The sequence below is a fragment of the Aegicerativicinus sediminis genome (assembly GCF_015476115.1).
Taxonomy (GTDB): Bacteria; Bacteroidota; Bacteroidia; order Flavobacteriales; family Flavobacteriaceae; genus Aegicerativicinus; species Aegicerativicinus sediminis.
Map to the genome: position 1 here is coordinate 3,905,564 of NZ_CP064295.1, position 16,935 is coordinate 3,922,498.

General features: G+C 34.8%; 15 protein-coding genes. 4 read left to right on the top strand and 11 right to left on the bottom strand.

Going from position 1 to position 16,935, the window contains the following annotated elements; genetic code table 11:
• Window positions 1–58: 58 nt before the first annotated feature.
• Window positions 59–1,942 carry a DUF3857 domain-containing protein gene (locus ISU00_RS16815; protein ID WP_228851837.1) on the top strand — a complete coding sequence of 628 codons (1,884 nt, stop codon included), beginning with the start codon at window positions 59–61 and terminating at the stop codon, window positions 1,940–1,942.
• Complete coding sequence (locus ISU00_RS16820; RefSeq protein ID WP_228851838.1) at window positions 1,942–3,867, top strand: hypothetical protein; 1,926 nt, start codon at window positions 1,942–1,944, stop codon at window positions 3,865–3,867. Before ISU00_RS16815 ends, ISU00_RS16820 begins: the two co-directional genes overlap by 1 nt.
• Before the next feature lie 45 nt (window positions 3,868–3,912).
• Here ISU00_RS16820 and ISU00_RS16825 read toward each other — a convergent pair whose 3' ends face one another.
• On the bottom strand, window positions 3,913–4,866 hold the full coding sequence (locus ISU00_RS16825; RefSeq protein WP_228851839.1) for a CPBP family intramembrane glutamic endopeptidase: 954 nt from the start codon (window positions 4,864–4,866) through the stop codon (window positions 3,913–3,915).
• Window positions 4,867–4,868: 2 nt separating this feature from the next.
• A complete protein-coding gene (locus tag ISU00_RS16830; RefSeq protein ID WP_228851840.1) occupies window positions 4,869–5,900 on the bottom strand; it encodes an o-succinylbenzoate synthase in 1,032 nt (343 codons plus the stop codon).
• 64 nt (window positions 5,901–5,964) lie between these two features.
• Between ISU00_RS16830 and ISU00_RS16835 the strand changes: the two genes are divergently transcribed.
• Complete coding sequence (locus ISU00_RS16835) at window positions 5,965–6,888, top strand: sterol desaturase family protein (protein ID WP_228851841.1); 924 nt, start codon at window positions 5,965–5,967, stop codon at window positions 6,886–6,888.
• On the opposite strand, the gene ISU00_RS16840 is transcribed toward ISU00_RS16835, so the two are convergent.
• The 4 genes from ISU00_RS16840 to ISU00_RS16855 all read right to left on the bottom strand — a co-directional run bounded on the left by ISU00_RS16840 (window position 6,871) and on the right by ISU00_RS16855 (window position 11,837).
• Window positions 6,871–9,192, bottom strand: a complete 2,322-nt coding sequence (locus ISU00_RS16840) for a patatin-like phospholipase family protein (protein ID WP_228851842.1) — start codon at window positions 9,190–9,192, stop codon at window positions 6,871–6,873. The genes ISU00_RS16835 and ISU00_RS16840 overlap by 18 nt on opposite strands.
• A 35-nt stretch (window positions 9,193–9,227) precedes the next feature.
• The gene (locus tag ISU00_RS16845; protein ID WP_228851843.1) at window positions 9,228–9,905 is read right to left on the bottom strand and encodes a metal-dependent hydrolase; all 678 of its coding nucleotides are present in this window, start codon (window positions 9,903–9,905) and stop codon (window positions 9,228–9,230) included.
• Window positions 9,906–10,079: 174 nt separating this feature from the next.
• Window positions 10,080–10,982 (bottom strand): 1,4-dihydroxy-2-naphthoate octaprenyltransferase, encoded by a 903-nt coding sequence (gene menA / locus ISU00_RS16850; protein WP_228851844.1) that lies wholly within the window; start codon window positions 10,980–10,982, stop codon window positions 10,080–10,082.
• A 15-nt stretch (window positions 10,983–10,997) separates the two neighbouring features.
• Window positions 10,998–11,837 carry a 1,4-dihydroxy-2-naphthoyl-CoA synthase gene (locus ISU00_RS16855; protein ID WP_228851845.1) on the bottom strand — a complete coding sequence of 280 codons (840 nt, stop codon included), beginning with the start codon at window positions 11,835–11,837 and terminating at the stop codon, window positions 10,998–11,000.
• Between the two features lie 116 nt (window positions 11,838–11,953).
• Here ISU00_RS16855 and ISU00_RS16860 point away from each other — a divergent pair, with 116 nt between their 5' ends.
• Window positions 11,954–12,379, top strand: a complete 426-nt coding sequence (locus tag ISU00_RS16860) for a hypothetical protein (RefSeq protein WP_228851846.1) — start codon at window positions 11,954–11,956, stop codon at window positions 12,377–12,379.
• Here the strand turns inward: ISU00_RS16860 and ISU00_RS16865 are convergent.
• From ISU00_RS16865 to ISU00_RS16885, 5 genes are read right to left on the bottom strand one after another with little or no spacing between them, the layout of a single operon-like run.
• Window positions 12,372–13,199: a CvfB family protein gene (locus ISU00_RS16865; protein ID WP_228851847.1), complete on the bottom strand. Its 828-nt coding sequence runs from the start codon at window positions 13,197–13,199 to the stop codon at window positions 12,372–12,374. The two genes, ISU00_RS16860 and ISU00_RS16865, sit on opposite strands and share 8 nt — an antisense overlap.
• Window positions 13,200–13,207: 8 nt before the next feature.
• A complete protein-coding gene (locus ISU00_RS16870; protein ID WP_228851848.1) occupies window positions 13,208–13,546 on the bottom strand; it encodes a DUF2853 family protein in 339 nt (112 codons plus the stop codon).
• A gap of 26 nt (window positions 13,547–13,572) precedes the next feature.
• Window positions 13,573–15,318, bottom strand: coding sequence for a 2-succinyl-5-enolpyruvyl-6-hydroxy-3-cyclohexene-1-carboxylate synthase (gene menD, locus ISU00_RS16875; RefSeq protein WP_228851849.1), 1,746 nt, complete (start codon window positions 15,316–15,318; stop codon window positions 13,573–13,575).
• 20 nt (window positions 15,319–15,338) lie between these two features.
• Window positions 15,339–16,403, bottom strand: coding sequence for an isochorismate synthase (locus tag ISU00_RS16880; protein WP_228851850.1), 1,065 nt, complete (start codon window positions 16,401–16,403; stop codon window positions 15,339–15,341).
• Window positions 16,404–16,832: a PaaI family thioesterase gene (locus ISU00_RS16885; protein WP_228851851.1), complete on the bottom strand. Its 429-nt coding sequence runs from the start codon at window positions 16,830–16,832 to the stop codon at window positions 16,404–16,406.
• Window positions 16,833–16,935 lie beyond the last annotated feature (103 nt).

Genomic DNA, 16,935 nt, shown 5'->3' on the forward strand with positions numbered 1-16,935 from the left:
CTTAAGTTATTAAATTAATGCAAACATACTAAGACATCCCAAAGGAAATCATCTCCCTATGAAAAATTTTATCCTACTAACTATTATAATTCCATTTATTAGTTTTTCCCAAGACTTTAAAGACGAAGATTATATCTATTTAAAACGTCACGAGCATATTGCGGTTGACCTCGCAGGAAATAAATTCAATATTTCCAAAGACATTTCTGAACAGGCCGAATTTTTAACCGCTAGAAAGTTGTTCTTTGCTAATGAAACCATGTCTTATGACAGTTTTACAAAAATTGAAGACATAGATGCCTATACTTTAATTCCAGCTACTGGCAAAAAAATCCCTGTTGATTATATTGAAACCAAACGAGAATTTGACAATGGCATTTTTTATAGTGACCAGGAGTCTAAAACGTTTACCTTCCCAGCAGTTACTAAAGGTGCCATAACCAATCTATCTTATAAAGAAATTGTTTCCGACCCTCATTTTATGGGGATGTTTCGCTTTGGAACCTACGTACCAACCAAAGAGGCACAACTTTCTATAGAGTTTCCGAAAAATGTCAATATCGGTTATATAGATTTTAATACTGAAAAAATAAATCTCCAATTTGACAAAAAAGATTTGGGTGAAAAATACCTATATACTTGGTCTGTGGAAAATGTGGATGGTTTTCAAGGTGAGGACAAAAGTGAATCAGCCTTATATTATTTACCACATATAATTGTTTATATAAAAAGTTATGAATTGGATGGCACAACGCACACTGTTCTTAATGATGTATCCGATTTATACAAATGGTATACAACCTTGGTTGAACAAATCGATCATTCTTCTTCGGAAAAGGTTTATGCTATAGCTGACAACATTACATCCAAACTAAAAACTAAAAGAGAAAAAGCTCAGGCTATATTCGATTGGGTCCAAGGTAACATTACTTATGTTGCCTTTGAAGATGGTTTGGGAGGTTTTGTACCGAGAAGTGCTGCCAGTGTGTGCGACAAAAGATATGGCGATTGTAAGGATATGGCTAATTTACTTTTTGAAATGCTGAACCACGCCGGCATTGAAGCATATAGAACCTGGATAGGCACGAGAGACCGACAATATTCTTACCATCAAGTCCCCACACCAATAGTCGATAACCATATGATAACTACTGCCATCATAGATAAAGATACCATATTTTTAGATGCGACGGATAGTTACATACCATTTGGAATGCCTAGCTCCTTTACACAAACCAAGGAAGCTTTAATTGGTATCGATAAGGATAATTATAAAATTATAACAGTCCCTGCACAACCGGCTCAAAAAAGCGTAACAAGGGTTAACTGTTTGATGAATTTAGACGGTGAAACCCTAAAAGTGACAGAAACAAGAGATTTGTCGGGTTATGATAAGGTAGAATTTGTAAGCAAGTACACCTTCGCCAAAGGCGATACATCTCTTGAAGAATTTTTGAATACGACCTTAGCATTGGGTAATAATAAAACGAATTATACAAACATCACCCAAGATAATTTTGATAATAAAGAGGCGCCACTAAAAATTTCCTACGATTTAAATATTAATAATTATGCAAAAACTATTGGCGATAAAATTTACCTCAACTTAAATATCGATAAAACTCTTTCCAATAGCAATGTAGATCTACAAACACGGAAATACAGCAAGAAAATAGACCATAAATTCAAGAAAATATTTAATACAGAATTTCAATTACCTGCGGGCTACAAAGTGAGTGACCTTCCCGAACCATCTACATACGACCATGAGGATTACTCATTCAATATTTCCTATAAACAAGAAGATGGTAAGGTTATTCAAGAAAAAACATTGATAATAAATACATTAAGTATAGAAAACGATAATTTTGGCAGTTGGAATGAATTTATCAAAAGCCTTATAAAAGCCTACAAAAAAAGTATAATCATAGAAAAGATATAATGAAGAGATTAGTTGTGTTATTGCTCCTAATTGGGAGCTTTACTTATGCCCAGGAATTTAAAAATTACGATTGGCAACCAAAACCAAAAATTCATAAACTAACTGATACCGAAAAGGATAATTCCTCTATCGGAATTTTAAAAAGGCATATTGTAGAATATTATATACCTGCCGATTCTGAAGAACCTAAAATTTATGAAACCGAGCATACCATCACAAGGGTCATAGACGACAAAGGGATTGCACAAAATAACACAGTTTATGTGCCGATGTATGGCGTTAATGAAGTAATCGACATTAAAGCACGTGCTATTTCTTCTACTGGCAAAATAACCTTGTTAAATAAGGAAAACATTAAAGAAGTTAAGAATGTAGAGGAATATGGAGATTTCAAAATATTCGCTCTGGAAGGTGTTGAGAAAAATTCTGAAATCGAAGTATTGTATACCGTTGAGAAGGATTACGACCTATATGGCTCTGAAGTTCTACAATCTGGTCAACCAATAAAGCTGGCTGAATTTTTATTTATAACAGGCGAACTTAACTCCAATGTTAAAGCCTATCGCACGGATGCCAAATTTGAAGATGTAGTTCTCGATGGAAGAAAGGCAAAGAAATTGGTAATTGAAAATATCCCTGCCATGATGGAGGAGGAATATGCCACTCCCAAAGCCAATAATATTGAGGTGGTATATCAATGTTTTCCAAAAGGACAGAATATTACACAAGAAATGTTCTGGACGAATGTTTCCAACAACATTGGCAGAAAAGTGTTTCATACTGAAACTTCTCCTGTACTAGAGGCCGATATTGCAAAAATCACAGATGGTAACAAAGATCTTTCCGACTTTCAGAAGGCGAACAGAATCGACAATTTTGTTAAAACCAATTTCTCTGTTATTAAAAATAATAATGAAGAATTGAGCAACCTTAACTATGTTCTTCAAAATAGAACAGCAAGTGATTTTGGTATTTTAAAAGTTTATGCTAGCTACTTGTCAGCATTAGAAGTTCCTTATGAAATTGTTATTACGGCAAATAGATTTCAATTGAAATTCGATCCTGATTTTTTCGTACCAGGCATGCTGAGAGATTTCATGATTTATCTACCTACCGAAAAGAAATATATTTCTCCAGACAGGCTTGAATACCGTGTTGGTGAAGCACCATTCAACATTTTAGGCAATAAAGGATTGTTTATTAGAAATGACTATAGCCATTACTTTCAAAAAATTGATCAGGTTGATCCAGATTATAGTCGGACAGAACGGAATATGCAAATCAGTTTCCCTGATGAATTCGACCATGTGAATATTAAGCAGCAACAAAGATATACTGGGCATTGGTCTGCTACAAATAGGGGTGTCTTAACGTTTACAAGTGAACAAGGCAAGGAAGATTTTAAAGATTACCTCACAGGTTCTGGTATTGAGGATAAGGAAATTGTTAATTATACGGTTAAAAATGAGGATTTAAATCAGGAGGAATACAACGTTCCATTTGAAGTTGTTTCTGAAATAAATTCTGGATCATTATTGGAGGAAGCTGGAGATAGCTATATTTTTCAAGTAGGAAAAGTAATTGGTACCCAAAGCGAATTGTATCAAGAAAATGAACGTGTAAACCCTATTGAAATGACCTATCCCAATCAATACGATTATACTATTACAGTACAGATCCCCGAAGGTTATACTGTGGAAGGGTTAAATAGTTTGAAACTGGATAAGAACTATAAAATCGATGGTAAAAAAATTGCAAAATTCGAATCTAATTACGAATTGAAAGGAAACGAATTAATAATTAAAATTCAGGAGTTTTATAAGACCAATGAATTCGATTTAAATAGGTATGAAGAATTCAGAACCGTAATTAATGCTGCATCCGATTTTAATAAGGCTGCAATTTTAATTAAGGCGACTGAATAAACCAGTTTACATTAATGTAAAAAGGAGCGAAATTCGCTCCTTTTTTTATTCGATTATTTTATAGTCTTCGGTTGGTCCTAATTCTAGTTTGCCAAATAGCTTTTCTTTCCAATTTTTCCATTTGTAAACCTTGGCAAAAATGAGCAGAAGTACTGGGAATAATATAAAAACAGGTAAAACCAAATCAATGAAATCAAGATGTGGTTCAGATACATCTTTCAAAATGGAATAGGTTTGAAATGCTGTCCAATCTGATGTAACCAACAAAGCGGTAAACAAATTATTCGCGGCATGGAATCCCAAAGACAACTCCATTCCTTCATCCATAAGGGTTAAAATTCCAAGGAATAAACCTGTTCCAATATAATATACCATAATGCTATAACCCAGTTTTTCTACCTCAGGATTAAACACGTGTAACGATCCAAATATCAATGAAGTTAAAAGCAACGGGAACCATCTATTCTTTGCTAAAATCCCAAAACCCTGCATTAAATAACCTCTAAACAAAAACTCTTCAACACTAGTCTGAATAGGTATTAATGCAATTGCAATTACCGCCAGCAATAAGAACCGATTTAGTTCAAAATTAAATTGATAATCTTCGGGTGTTAGGTATAGATAATCTAAAATTACAAGTCCTGAAGACAAAATACCCCAAAATAAGAAGGCAAACATAATTCGTTTCCAATCTACTTTTGGTCTTGTGGTTATAATTTCCTTAAATCTCTGATGATGAAGATATTTTAACGCTAACCATAAGCCCACTAATGCAAACAAAAAGGAAATCAGCATCAAAAACAGAAACAAGTTAGAGTCTAGGTAATTATAAATCGTTTCCTCGTTTAAAAAAGTAAGATCGTTATTCTGGATTGCCTTATAACCAATAACTCCCATCAACGGAAACTGGCCTATAATAGCCATTGCAAATACAATTAGGGAACCTATAAGGTATCTCCAAAAATCATTTTTTATTTTAAGGGCTAATTCTATAAACATATTTAAATATTGAAATCCCAATCTAGGGTTGGTTCATAATGCAATGTAGCATTTTTAACCATTAATGGGCATGAAAAATTATTAGTGAATAAGCCTCCAGTCCCTAATCCTTGAGGCATAGTTGTATTTAATTTATAAGTCCATTGCGCGATTGCATTAAGGCCGACATTACTCTCCAGAGCACTTGTTATCCACCATCCAACACCTTTAGATTCCGCCAGTGCAATCCACTCTTCGCTACTTTTATAGCCACCGACCATTGTAGGTTTTAAGATGATATATTGCGGTTGAATCGCATTTATTAAATCGTACTTGTATTTACTTTCAATCCCAATCAATTCTTCATCTAAGGCTATTGACAGAGGGGTGCTTTTACACAGTTTAGACATGTCTTCCCAATTACCTTGCTTTATGGGTTGCTCTATAGAGTGAAGATGAAACCTTGATAATTTTCCCAATTTATCCAAGGCCTCATTGGAATGAAATGCACCGTTTGCATCTACCCTTATTTCTAGATCATTCTTTGAAAAAACACTTCGAATCATTCTCAACAATGACAATTCAGCTTCAAAATCAATGGCACCGATCTTAAGTTTCAAACAACGAAATCCTTCTTCAATTTTAGATTCTATTTGCTTTCTCATAAAATCTTTATCACCCATCCAAATAAGCCCATTAATTGGAATATCTGAATTACCTTTCGTGAAATTAGACGGGAATAATTGAAATGGATGATCTGCGTCTATAGATCTAAATGCCATTTCCAAGCCAAATTGAATACTAGGAAAACCCGAAGCTTGGTTGTAAATATGTTCAAAACCTTTGTCTACCTCCTCGCAAATATTTTGAAGCTTATTTTCAAAATCTGGACGATCATCGAATGATAATCCCTTGAACATACCACACTCCCCTATTCCAACCTTACCATCTTGTTCTATAAAAATAAACCACGTTACTTTTTGAGTTAGTATACCCCTTGAAGTACCACTCGGTTGTTTGAAATTTAAGATGTGCTTTTTAAAATAGGCTCTCATGGGCGGTCAAATGTAGTTAAATAAATTAGTATTTTTATGGGATTTCTGTTTACGAATTAGAACCATGGAGTTTCCAAATATTATCCATTTTGCCATACCATTTTTCATTTTAGCAATGATTTTGGAATTAATAGTTACCACAAGGCAGAATATAAAAACTTATGAAGCAAAGGACGCTTTCACTTCAATATCCATGGGAATTGGAAATGTTTTACTTGGTTTTGGAAGTAAAGCTATTGTGTTACTGGCGTTTATGTTTGTTTATGAAAATTTTAGAATCTTCACCATTCCCGTTACATGGTGGAGTTTTCTTCTTCTTTTTTTTGCCGATGACTTCTCCTATTATTGGTTTCATCGGATTTCGCACGAATGTCGTTTATTTTGGGCCTCACACGTAGTTCATCATTCTTCTGAACATTATAATTTAAGCACTGCGTTAAGGCAAACCTGGTCGGGCGGATTCTATTCATTTATTTTTTGGCTTTGGATACCGATTCTTGGCTTTCATCCTGCCATGATATTGTTACAAATGTCAATTAGCTTACTTTACCAATTTTGGATACATACAGAGGCAATCGATAAAATGCCAAGATGTTTTGAGGCTGTTATGAATACCCCTTCACATCATCGTGTTCATCATGGAAGTAATCCAATTTATTTGGATAGAAATCACGCCGGAATTTTAATCATTTGGGACAAATTGTTCGGCACCTTTCAACCTGAGTTAAAAGAGGAAAAAGTAGTATATGGTCTAACCTCTAATATAAAAACATATAATCCTCTTAAAGTGGCATTCCACGAATGGATTGCAATGTTTAAAGATGCCGCTTCAGGCAGGAAAAAATTTCAGGACCGTATACTTTATTTGGTTAAACCTCCAGGTTGGAAGCATGATGGCAGCGGACAAATAAGTACAGATCTGCGAAAAAAATGGCTACAAACTAGAGTTACTAAAACTGAAAAAGAGGAATTAAAAGGAACGGCCTAAAGGAATCCCAACTGAGAAAAATATTCTAAATTTCTCAATTCCACTAACATAAGAAAAGTCTAAATTAACAGGGCCCACATAAGAATCGTAGGAAAATGTGGAACCCAAAGACCACAATAAGCTTGGTTCCACACCTGAAGACCAATGCGTAGATTGAGATGAAAAATCATCAAAATATTCTTTTAGACCCTGATACCCTATTGAGGCAAAGTAGGTATGGGGACTTACATAAAAATTTCGAAATGGTGATAACTGTAATCCCAATTCAGACTTAATTATCTGATTTACAAATAACTCCCCTTCATATAAACCAGGAAAGGTTAGGTTACCTCTTTTGGGGCTTTGATTAAATCCCCCTAAAGAATACTTTGAAGTTGCTCCAAAATCTGAAAATGATATACGATCATCATCCAATTCGTCAATTATTGTAAAATTACCCATAAGGGAAGTAAACATTACAATGTTTGGTGCAATAGACCATCGCTTCTCAAAATTACCACCAAACTTGGTAAACCCATTTGTATTTCCATTTTCGGAAGGCACACCTTCCAACGAATAATTTAATTCAACATTATGAAGTATTGATCGATATAAAAAGGTTTCAAAAATGGAACCTTTTGTTGGAAAAAAAACAGATTGCATGTTGTTGGAACGAAAAGTCACCCCCACTTCAATGTTATGAAAACTATAACGCTCCAATCCAAAAATGTTGTTGGTAATATCAGGATCTAACTCAGGATTCAAGTTATTATACTCATAGGTCGCACCTATACCAATATAACTCTTAAAGGCCGAAAGATTTTTATTGAATTGATTATCAAATACAATGGCCGTATGGTTGATATTATCAGCACGTTTTCCTTCAAGAAAAACATTTTCTTTTAGAAATTGACCTAACAATTCGGAGCGCCACCACCATCTTCTTTTCTCTCCGAATATTTTCTGGTGCTGCAATCGAAATTGAGGTTGTTCGGCAATATCCAAGGTTATCAAGGATCTGCTCGCCTCGCCCAAAATATTTCTCCCTGTATAATTCATAATAAGCCCAATACCTCTGTGACTATCGTAATGAACCGCACCCTTTATGCTTTGTGGGGACCGTTCGGAGGCCTCCAACTCTATGCCGGTACCTTCCCCGATACTAATTGGATTAAAATATATCGCATCGAATAACATTGTACCCCTAATTCGATTGATACCTTCATTAATTTCAGGCACACTATATTCTTTTCCAGATTCAATTTTAATTCTTGCTTTAACTAGGTCAATATTTTGTTCACTAATATTTTGATATACTATGGTATCTAACAAAAATGAGTTATTTACTGAGGGTAATTCAACTTTTTTCTGTTTGAATTGTTTAAGTTTTTCGGATAGTTCAATCAGCCCGGACATATTTTCTTTAAGCGCAAGTTTGCCCTCATTATAAATTTCTTCACCGTTGTTAAAATCGCCCGTGGAATAGGTCAAATGAGTAACATGATCAAGTAAAAAGTCGCATCGTTTCCTATTTGCATCATTTTGAATGTTACTACTGAGCATACTGGTCTGCAAAAGGATTGTTAATGGATCCTTTAATTTTTCTTTTGGCAACATTCCTCCACCAACATCACTTCCAATGATGATATCTGCTCCCATATTTTTTGCAATATCTGTTGGGAAATTGTTCAATATACCACCATCTACCAACAATGTTTCTTTGTATGGCACAGGTTTAAACACGGAAGGTATTGACATGCTGGCGCGCATAGCGGTTGCTAGTGAACCACCATCTAAAATTACTTCTTTACCATTAACAACATCTGTTGCAATGGCCCTGTAAGGAATAGCTAAGTCATCAAACTTATCTATTTCATAAACTGGATACGTTAATTCTGAAAGTAATTCTCTCAGGTTTTGGTCATTTAAAATGGCGGCATCGATAATAGGTTTGCCATTAACAAGATTTAAATCGAATAAATACCTATCAAACTCACTTTTTTCTTCAACGCCAACATTGGCGAGTGAAACACTACCACCCAAAAGAGTACTCCAATCTGCATGGAGCGCAATATTAGCAATACTATCTCCAGAATAACCCATTGAATATAGACCACCCACAATGCTTCCCATGCTAGTACCGACGACCAAATCTGGAACAATACCGAGAGAATCCAGGGCCTGAAGGAGCGGTATATGCGCTAACCCTTTTGCTCCACCTCCGCTTAGAACTAAGGCAATTTTGGGTTTATCTTCTTGAGCAATTGAAAACTGAAGGCCGCAAAACAGGAAGGATAAAAACCAGAATAACACAAATCGCTTCATCCAAAAAAGTTAATTGTTGGGCAACTTAAAAGATTTTACAGTTCAATACTCTCACCAATTTCCAAAAGCATTAAATCTTTACCCTTATCAAAAAACTTTCTTTTAGCCTCTTCATGATCTATTTCTATATAACCAAATGTATCGTAGTGGTAACCTAAAATCTTATCGCATTCAACAAAATCGCTTGCAATGATGGCATCATCAACACCCATTGTAAAATTGTCGCCAATTGGAAGAACAGCCAAATCTAATTTAAGATGCAATGGAATCAATTTCATATCCATGGTAAGAGCAGTATCACCAGCTATATAAATGTTTTTGTGCTCACCTTCAATGACAAAACCGCCGGGTTGTCCGCCATAAGAGCCATCCGGAAACGAAGACGTATGGATCGCCTGTACATATTTCACAATACCAAATTCAAAATCCCAACTCCCACCATGATTCATCGGATGAACCTCAAACCCTTTTTGTTCATAATAATTAGTTATTTCAAAATTAGATACAATAACCGCATTTGTATTTTGTGCAATTTTCTCTGCATCTAATATATGGTCTTGATGCGCATGGGTTAATAGAATATAGTCGGCCTGCAATTCATCGATGTTGATGTGCGATGCATTTTCATTTGCGGAGATAAATGGATCCACAATAATCTTAACACCGTTTACCTCTATACCCAAACTGGCGTGCCCATAAAAAGTAATTTTCATGTCGTGAAATTTATTTCAAAATACAAAAAAACTCAGGCATATTAAAGAAATTTGCCTGAGTTTCAAAGCCCCAAATTTTATTGCCAACACGAAGTTAAAACAATGTTGACCTACAAAATTGCTGTAATAAATTTAACCATTAATTATTTGAAAAACAAATACTTAAATGATTTTCTATAAAATATAGCCGACGCCAATCAAGATAGCATATACAAAAGTGGACAGTGCCAACACTTTAAGTTGACCATCATAATCAGATGGTTTTGTTGCCCTTATAATTATTATAATATGGATAAACAGAGGTATAAATGCCAACAATACTAAAAGGTTTGAAGGTGATGAATAATAAAGTATAACAAAAAGAAGTATTAGAAAAAGAGAGGTTCCTATTAAAACTAAATGATATTTCTTGGCTAAGGTAGGCCCCAGTTTAACTGCCAAAGTAATTTTGCCAGCATCCCTATCCGGACCTAAATCACGCATATTGTTCAAATTCAATACACCGACACTCAAAAGCCCTAAAGCAATAGCAGGTAAAATTATGTGATGGTCGATAGAATAGGTATATAAAAAATAACTTCCAATAGTACTTAATAGTCCAAAAAATACAAACACAAAAAGATCCCCTAGTCCTCTATATCCGTAAGCTTTTTTACCTACTGTGTAATTAACAGCCGCATATACACAGGCTGCGGCTAATACCAGAAATAAAATAGCGTATAAAAATTTAGCATAACCAAAAGCCTTGAAGATAAGAGAAACTGAAAATATGATCACAATGATGATGTTAAACCTAATGGCTTCAAACATTTTTGCTTCTGAAATAATTCCACTTTGAATTGCCCTTGTGGGCCCAACTCGTGTGTTGTCGTCTGTACCTTTAACAGCATCTCCATAATCATTGGCAAGATTTGAAAGGATTTGTAAACTTAACGTAGTTCCTAAAGCCAAAATAAAGACTAACCAATTAAAGTACCCCTGATAATATGCGAAACAGCTTCCAATTATAATCCCTGAGACAGACAGAGGTAATGTTCTTGGTCTAATTGCAGAGACCCAGGCTTTAAATTTTGTCATAAAACTTTTGAAAATTTAGGGAATCCATTTTTTGTCAAAATTGGGTTTACGTTTTTCTAAAAACGCATTTCTTCCCTCTTTTGCTTCATCAGTCATATAAGCTAAACGTGTTGCTTCACCAGCAAAAACTTGTTGACCAACCATGCCATCATCCGTAAGATTCATTGCAAATTTCAGCATTTTTATGGAGATGGGTGATTTGGCCAATATTTCTTGAGCCCATTGGTAAGCGGTCGATTCTAATTTATCATGCTCAATTACTTCATTCACCATACCCATTTCATATGCCTCTTGAGCGGAATAATTTCTGCCTAAAAAGAAAATTTCCCTGGCTTTCTTCTGTCCAACTAATTTGGCTAAATAAGCGGAACCATAACCTCCATCGAAACTTGTTACATCGGCATCGGTCTGTTTAAAAATGGCATGCTCCTTACTAGCCAAAGTTAAATCGCAAACAACATGTAAGCTATGGCCTCCTCCTACAGCCCATCCTGGGACAACAGCGATTACAACCTTTGGCATAAACCTAATTAATCGCTGAACCTCCAAAATATTTAGCCTATGGTAACCATCATTACCTACATAGCCCTGGTGTCCACGAGCTTTTTGATCACCCCCACTACAAAATGACCATATCCCATCTTTAGAAGATGGACCTTCAGCTGAAAGTAGCACCACACCAATGGATGTATCCTCATTGGCATCATAAAATGCCTCGTATAATTCCTTTGTGGTTTGTGGCCTAAACGCATTCCTTACATCTGGACGATTAAAGGCAATTCTTGCTACTCCATTACATTTATTGTAGGTAATATCTTCAAAATCTTTTACTTTCTTCCAATCGATAAATTCCATATAGCAACTTGTTAAAGTTTTGCAAAAATACAGTTTTTGTTTAATGTTTATAGGATTAGGATTGTTGTAATGTTTTGTTTAATCCTACATTTGAGTAACTAAATAACCAAGATTACGTGAATATTACTGCCTCCCCCCTAAACAGTAAAGTAATCGCTAAATACGAAGTTAACATTGGTACGTTATATATCTTTGATAATTACGTAGTTGGTGAATATAAAGACGGATTACATGTAACTTTCGATGATTACGAGGACGTCCGTGATAAAATTGAAAAGCATTTTGATGATAAGCCATTTGGTTTTATCGCAAATAGAATCAATTCTTATTCTCTTGAAATAACAGAAGGACCTAAGTTCAAAAAAGCCTTTCCAAATTTAATGGCATATGCGGTTATAGCTTATACTCATCAAACCAAACGCAATGTGGAACTAGAAAATCATTTCTATTTGTTTAATCGTTGTTGTTTTGATAATTTGTTGGAAGGTGAAGAATGGGTGTCTGAACAATTGAGAGAACTAACATCATCAGACGTTAGTTGAGATAAATACCATCTTCACGGAGATCAATAAGACGCTTTTTATATAAAGTGCCGATAGCTTTTTTGAAACTTTTTTTACTCAATTCAAGTTTAGATTGTATTTCTTCAGGTGAGGATTTGTCGGTCAATGGTAAAAAACCGTTCTCCCTCTTAAGAACGGTGAGTATGTGATCGGCGTTAGGCTCTATACTTTTATGCCCTGGTTTTTGAAGGGTCACGGTAATTTTATTATCAGGTCTAATCTTTTTGATATACCCTTTAATTCTATCGCCAATACTTAAATCCTTGAAAATTTCATCATTAAAAATTAAGCCAAGATGCTCATTGTTTATAATTACATTCATGCCCAATTCTGAAGGGTAAGAAACTATTAATTCAACTTCTTCTCCCTCCTCTACTTTAACTACCGAATTATTCAAGAACTGGTTTGTTTTACTTGAAGCTACCAATCGATTAGTGGTTTCATCTAGGTAACAGTAAACTAAGTACCACTCGCCCTTAACCATTTTTACAACTTGCTCTTTAAACGGGCAAAACAATTCTTTTACCAAACCCCATTCTAAAAAAGCACCAAAATTATTAACCTGATTGCACCTTAAGACAGCGAAATCATTTTTTGTGACAAAGGGTGAGTCCGTAGTTGCAACCGGTCTGCCTTCATTGTCCAAATAAACAAATACTGAAATGCTGTCTCCTATTTCAAAGTTTTCAGGGATGTACCTATTCGGCAATAGAACTTCTTCTCCGTTTTCATCCGAAAGAAAAAGTCCCGGTTCCCGTTGACGATCTATAGTTAAATTATGATATACTCCTATTTCCATATAGATATTTAATAAACAGACTCCTTGTTAAAATGTTTTACTAGCATATAATAAATTACGGCTCGATATTTATTCCTATTAGACTTACCATATCTATTCAAAACATCTACCAGTACTTCGTCTAGTCTCGACTCTTCAACAAGGCCAAGTTTTTTAATCAAAAAATTAGTCTTTACTCTTTCTACTTCTGATGGATCTGACGAAGATACGATTTCCGAATCTGCATTGTAAATTGAAGGACCCAAACCAACCACAACTTTTTTGAGCAAGTCCAAATCAGCTTTAACTCCAAATTTATCTGCCATATCAGTTGCGTATTTAGTTATAAGTTCCTCTCTTTTATTCATTACTTTTAATTTTGGTTGTATATCAACTAGCCTAAGAATTTAAAATATTCCGTAAGGGTTTTGTCATTTTCTAATCTAGGGGTAAATACTTCTAATATTTTGGGTTTAACAGATTCGTTATAAAATGTTTCCAAAGCTAAATCCAAATCATCTAAGTTGTTAACCGAAGAATATTCAAATGAATACATATCACTTAGCTCTTTAGCAGTTAATGAGTGGTGAGTTTCAAAAAATTCTTCAAAGGCTTCAACCTTTTTAGGTCCGGGTAAAATCCTAAATATTCCGCCTCCGCTATTATTTAAAATAATTATCCTAAAATTATTAGGAATGTAATTATTCCAAAGAGCATTACTATCATAGAAAAAACTCAAGTCGCCCGTTATAATTATATTTTGTTTATTATTGGCCACCGCAGCTCCAATAGCAGTTGAGGTACTTCCATCTATGCCACTAGTTCCCCTGTTGCAATAAACTTCAATGTCGTCTGCCAAGTTAAACAATTGGCTATAACGCACAGTTGCACTGTTGCCTAAGTGTAAGACAACATTTTCCGGAAATCTCTTTAATATAATGCTAAATACCTTTAAATCTGAATACGGGGCAGAGTCCAAAAATTCCTTATGGCGAGCCGAACGATAGTTTTTAACCTGTAACCAATAATCTCTATAATCAGAAGATTCAGTACTATAGTCCATTTGACTTAGAAAGGTTTGAGGTAATGATTTAAAATGCTTATTCAGACTAAAAAAAGTATCATTGGCCTTATTCTCACCAACGTGCCAATGTTCTTTAGGTTTATATTTACGCAAAAATGCCTTAATTCTTTTAGAAACGATCATTCCACCCAAAGTGAGTAATAATTCTGGTCGGAGCTTCTCAAACTCACTGTCGCTAAGAGAAGTTATAAGTTTATCTATAAAAGGGAATAAGTTAGGGTGATGAAGATTCGATAAGGTTTCCGTAAATACCACTATCCTAGGGTCAGATATAATCTTTTCTAATAATTCTTGATTAATCATTCCCGGGTCCATTGCGCCCACCAAAATCATAATTTTGGAAAATGAAGACCATTTTTCTTGAATAGAATCTAAATTTTCTGGCAAACTATGCTCTAATTGAGGAATACTATTTGAATAATTAAATTTAGAATTCTCAACCATGTTATATAGCGGTTCATCAAAAGGAACGTTTATATGCACCGGACTAGATTGAAGTATAGAAGTGCTTAAGGCCTTTCTAATCTCAGCTTCGTTTTGCTTTTCTATTGAATCAATTAGCCCAAGAAACTTTTCAAACTTGTTTTCTAAATTTTTAATCAATGGTGGGGCATCCTTCGACAACAAGCTATCGGAATTTTTCAAATCTGATTTTAAATTCGTTGAATAGCGAACATGACTGCCGTAAACATCTACTTGATTAATTGTCTGACCATCCCCAATTTCCACAAGGTGTTTTGGTCTATCAGCGGATAGTACAACCATTGGAATGTTAGTATAAAAAGCTTCGGCAATCGCAGGAAAATAATTGAGCAAAGCACTTCCCGAAGTACAAACTAAGGCAGTTGGGCTCTTGGATTGTTGAGCAATACCTAACCCAAAAAAAGCTGCACAACGTTCATCAACAATGCTAAAACAATTGAAAAATGGATCATTAGTAAATCCAATTGTCAAAGGTGCATTTCTACTACCAGGTGATATAATTATATTTTTGATTCCGTAAGCTTTACATAGTGCCACGGTCATTTGAGCGAGGGGACTTTCTGGATAATTCATCAAGGCACAAAGTTAAGTCATCAAGCTAAAATGGCCTGCATGGTTTTCATTTTATTAACCGTTTCCAACCATTCTTTATGAGGTATTGAATCTCGGGTAATTCCACAACCTGCATAAAGCCTAACCGAAGATGAAAAAATTTCCATACATCGTAAGTTTACAAATAATTCAGAATTGACACGGTCATGATCTTGTGAATTAATCATCCCCAAAAATCCCGAGTAAAAACTTCTGTTATACCCTTCATTTTTAAGTATGAATGAGATGGCTTCTTCTTTAGGGAAACCACCGACGGCAGGTGTGGGATGCAGTTTTGAAACCAAATCAATAAGTTTCATTTCATTATTTAAACGTCCATGAATAGAGGATTTTAGGTGATATAAGTTACCTGCTCTGGTAGTTCCGGAATCCCCTATAAATATTTCGCCTGAAATGGGATTCAACTCCTCTAAGATATAATCAGCAACTATTTTTTGTTCCAGAATTTCTTTACTACTCCAATTCGAAGATTTAAAATCAGTCTCTGAAATGGTCCCAGCCAATGCTACAGTTCTGTATGATGTCCCATTTACTTCCACTAAACGTTCGGGAGTAGCACCCAACCAAGTACCCACCTTTGGGTGATACCACAAGTAAACAAATGCGTTGGGATAAGAATGTAGAGCATTTTGAAAGCTTGAAAAAAGATCAAATTCATCGGTATGTAGGTCATTAATTCGTGAAACGACAACTTTTTGAAAAAGACCTTTTTTAATGGCGTTAATGGATTGTTCAACTAGGGACTCAAAATGTTTTTGATCATTCTCTAAATTCTGTTGGATAGACTTGGAATTATTCGTTTGAACAGAAAAATCCTTAATATGTTCTGATTTGATTTCGGTTTGATATTCAGGAAAAAGGATACTTTCTTCCAAATTGTTGAAGGGAGCAAAAACAAAACCTGTTTCTTTCAAGTTTTTAGAAAAAAATAAATCTTTACTCTTCTGAAATATTCCGAATAATTTCTCAGAATTAGGCTTTCTGAATAAAACGAAAGGTAGATTTTTGTCTTTATGCATTTGGGAATGCGCAATAATAGAATTCACCTAGGAAGTCTTTTTAGGTAAGGAAATAGTTGTGAGTTTGCACAAGGAAATAAGATTTTCACTTTCATCTATAATTTTTATTTCCAATAATTGTGTAGTACGTCCTTTATGCAGAAATGTTGCCTTGGCAAACACATAGCCTTCTGAAATACTTTTGAGGTGATTTGCTGAAATTTCAATTCCTCTTACAAAGACTTTTTCTATATCCATGAAAATATGAGCAGCAAAACTTCCAACACTTTCTGCTAAAGCTACCGTAGCTCCACCATGTAAAATCCCGTCTGGTTGATGCACCTTGGGTGTAACAGGCATTTTAGCAATAACCCAGTCTTCACCAACATCGACAAATTCTATTGACAATGTTTCCAATAATGTATTTGTACAAATGCTATTTACTTTATCTAAAATTTCTTGCTTATTGAGGTCCATCCTTTGAATTTATTGTAGCAAAAATACAAAATGGCTATATAAAAAAAGTGGCCACCTGTTGGTGACCACTCCTTTCAATTAAGAAATTAGCTATTAATCGCAA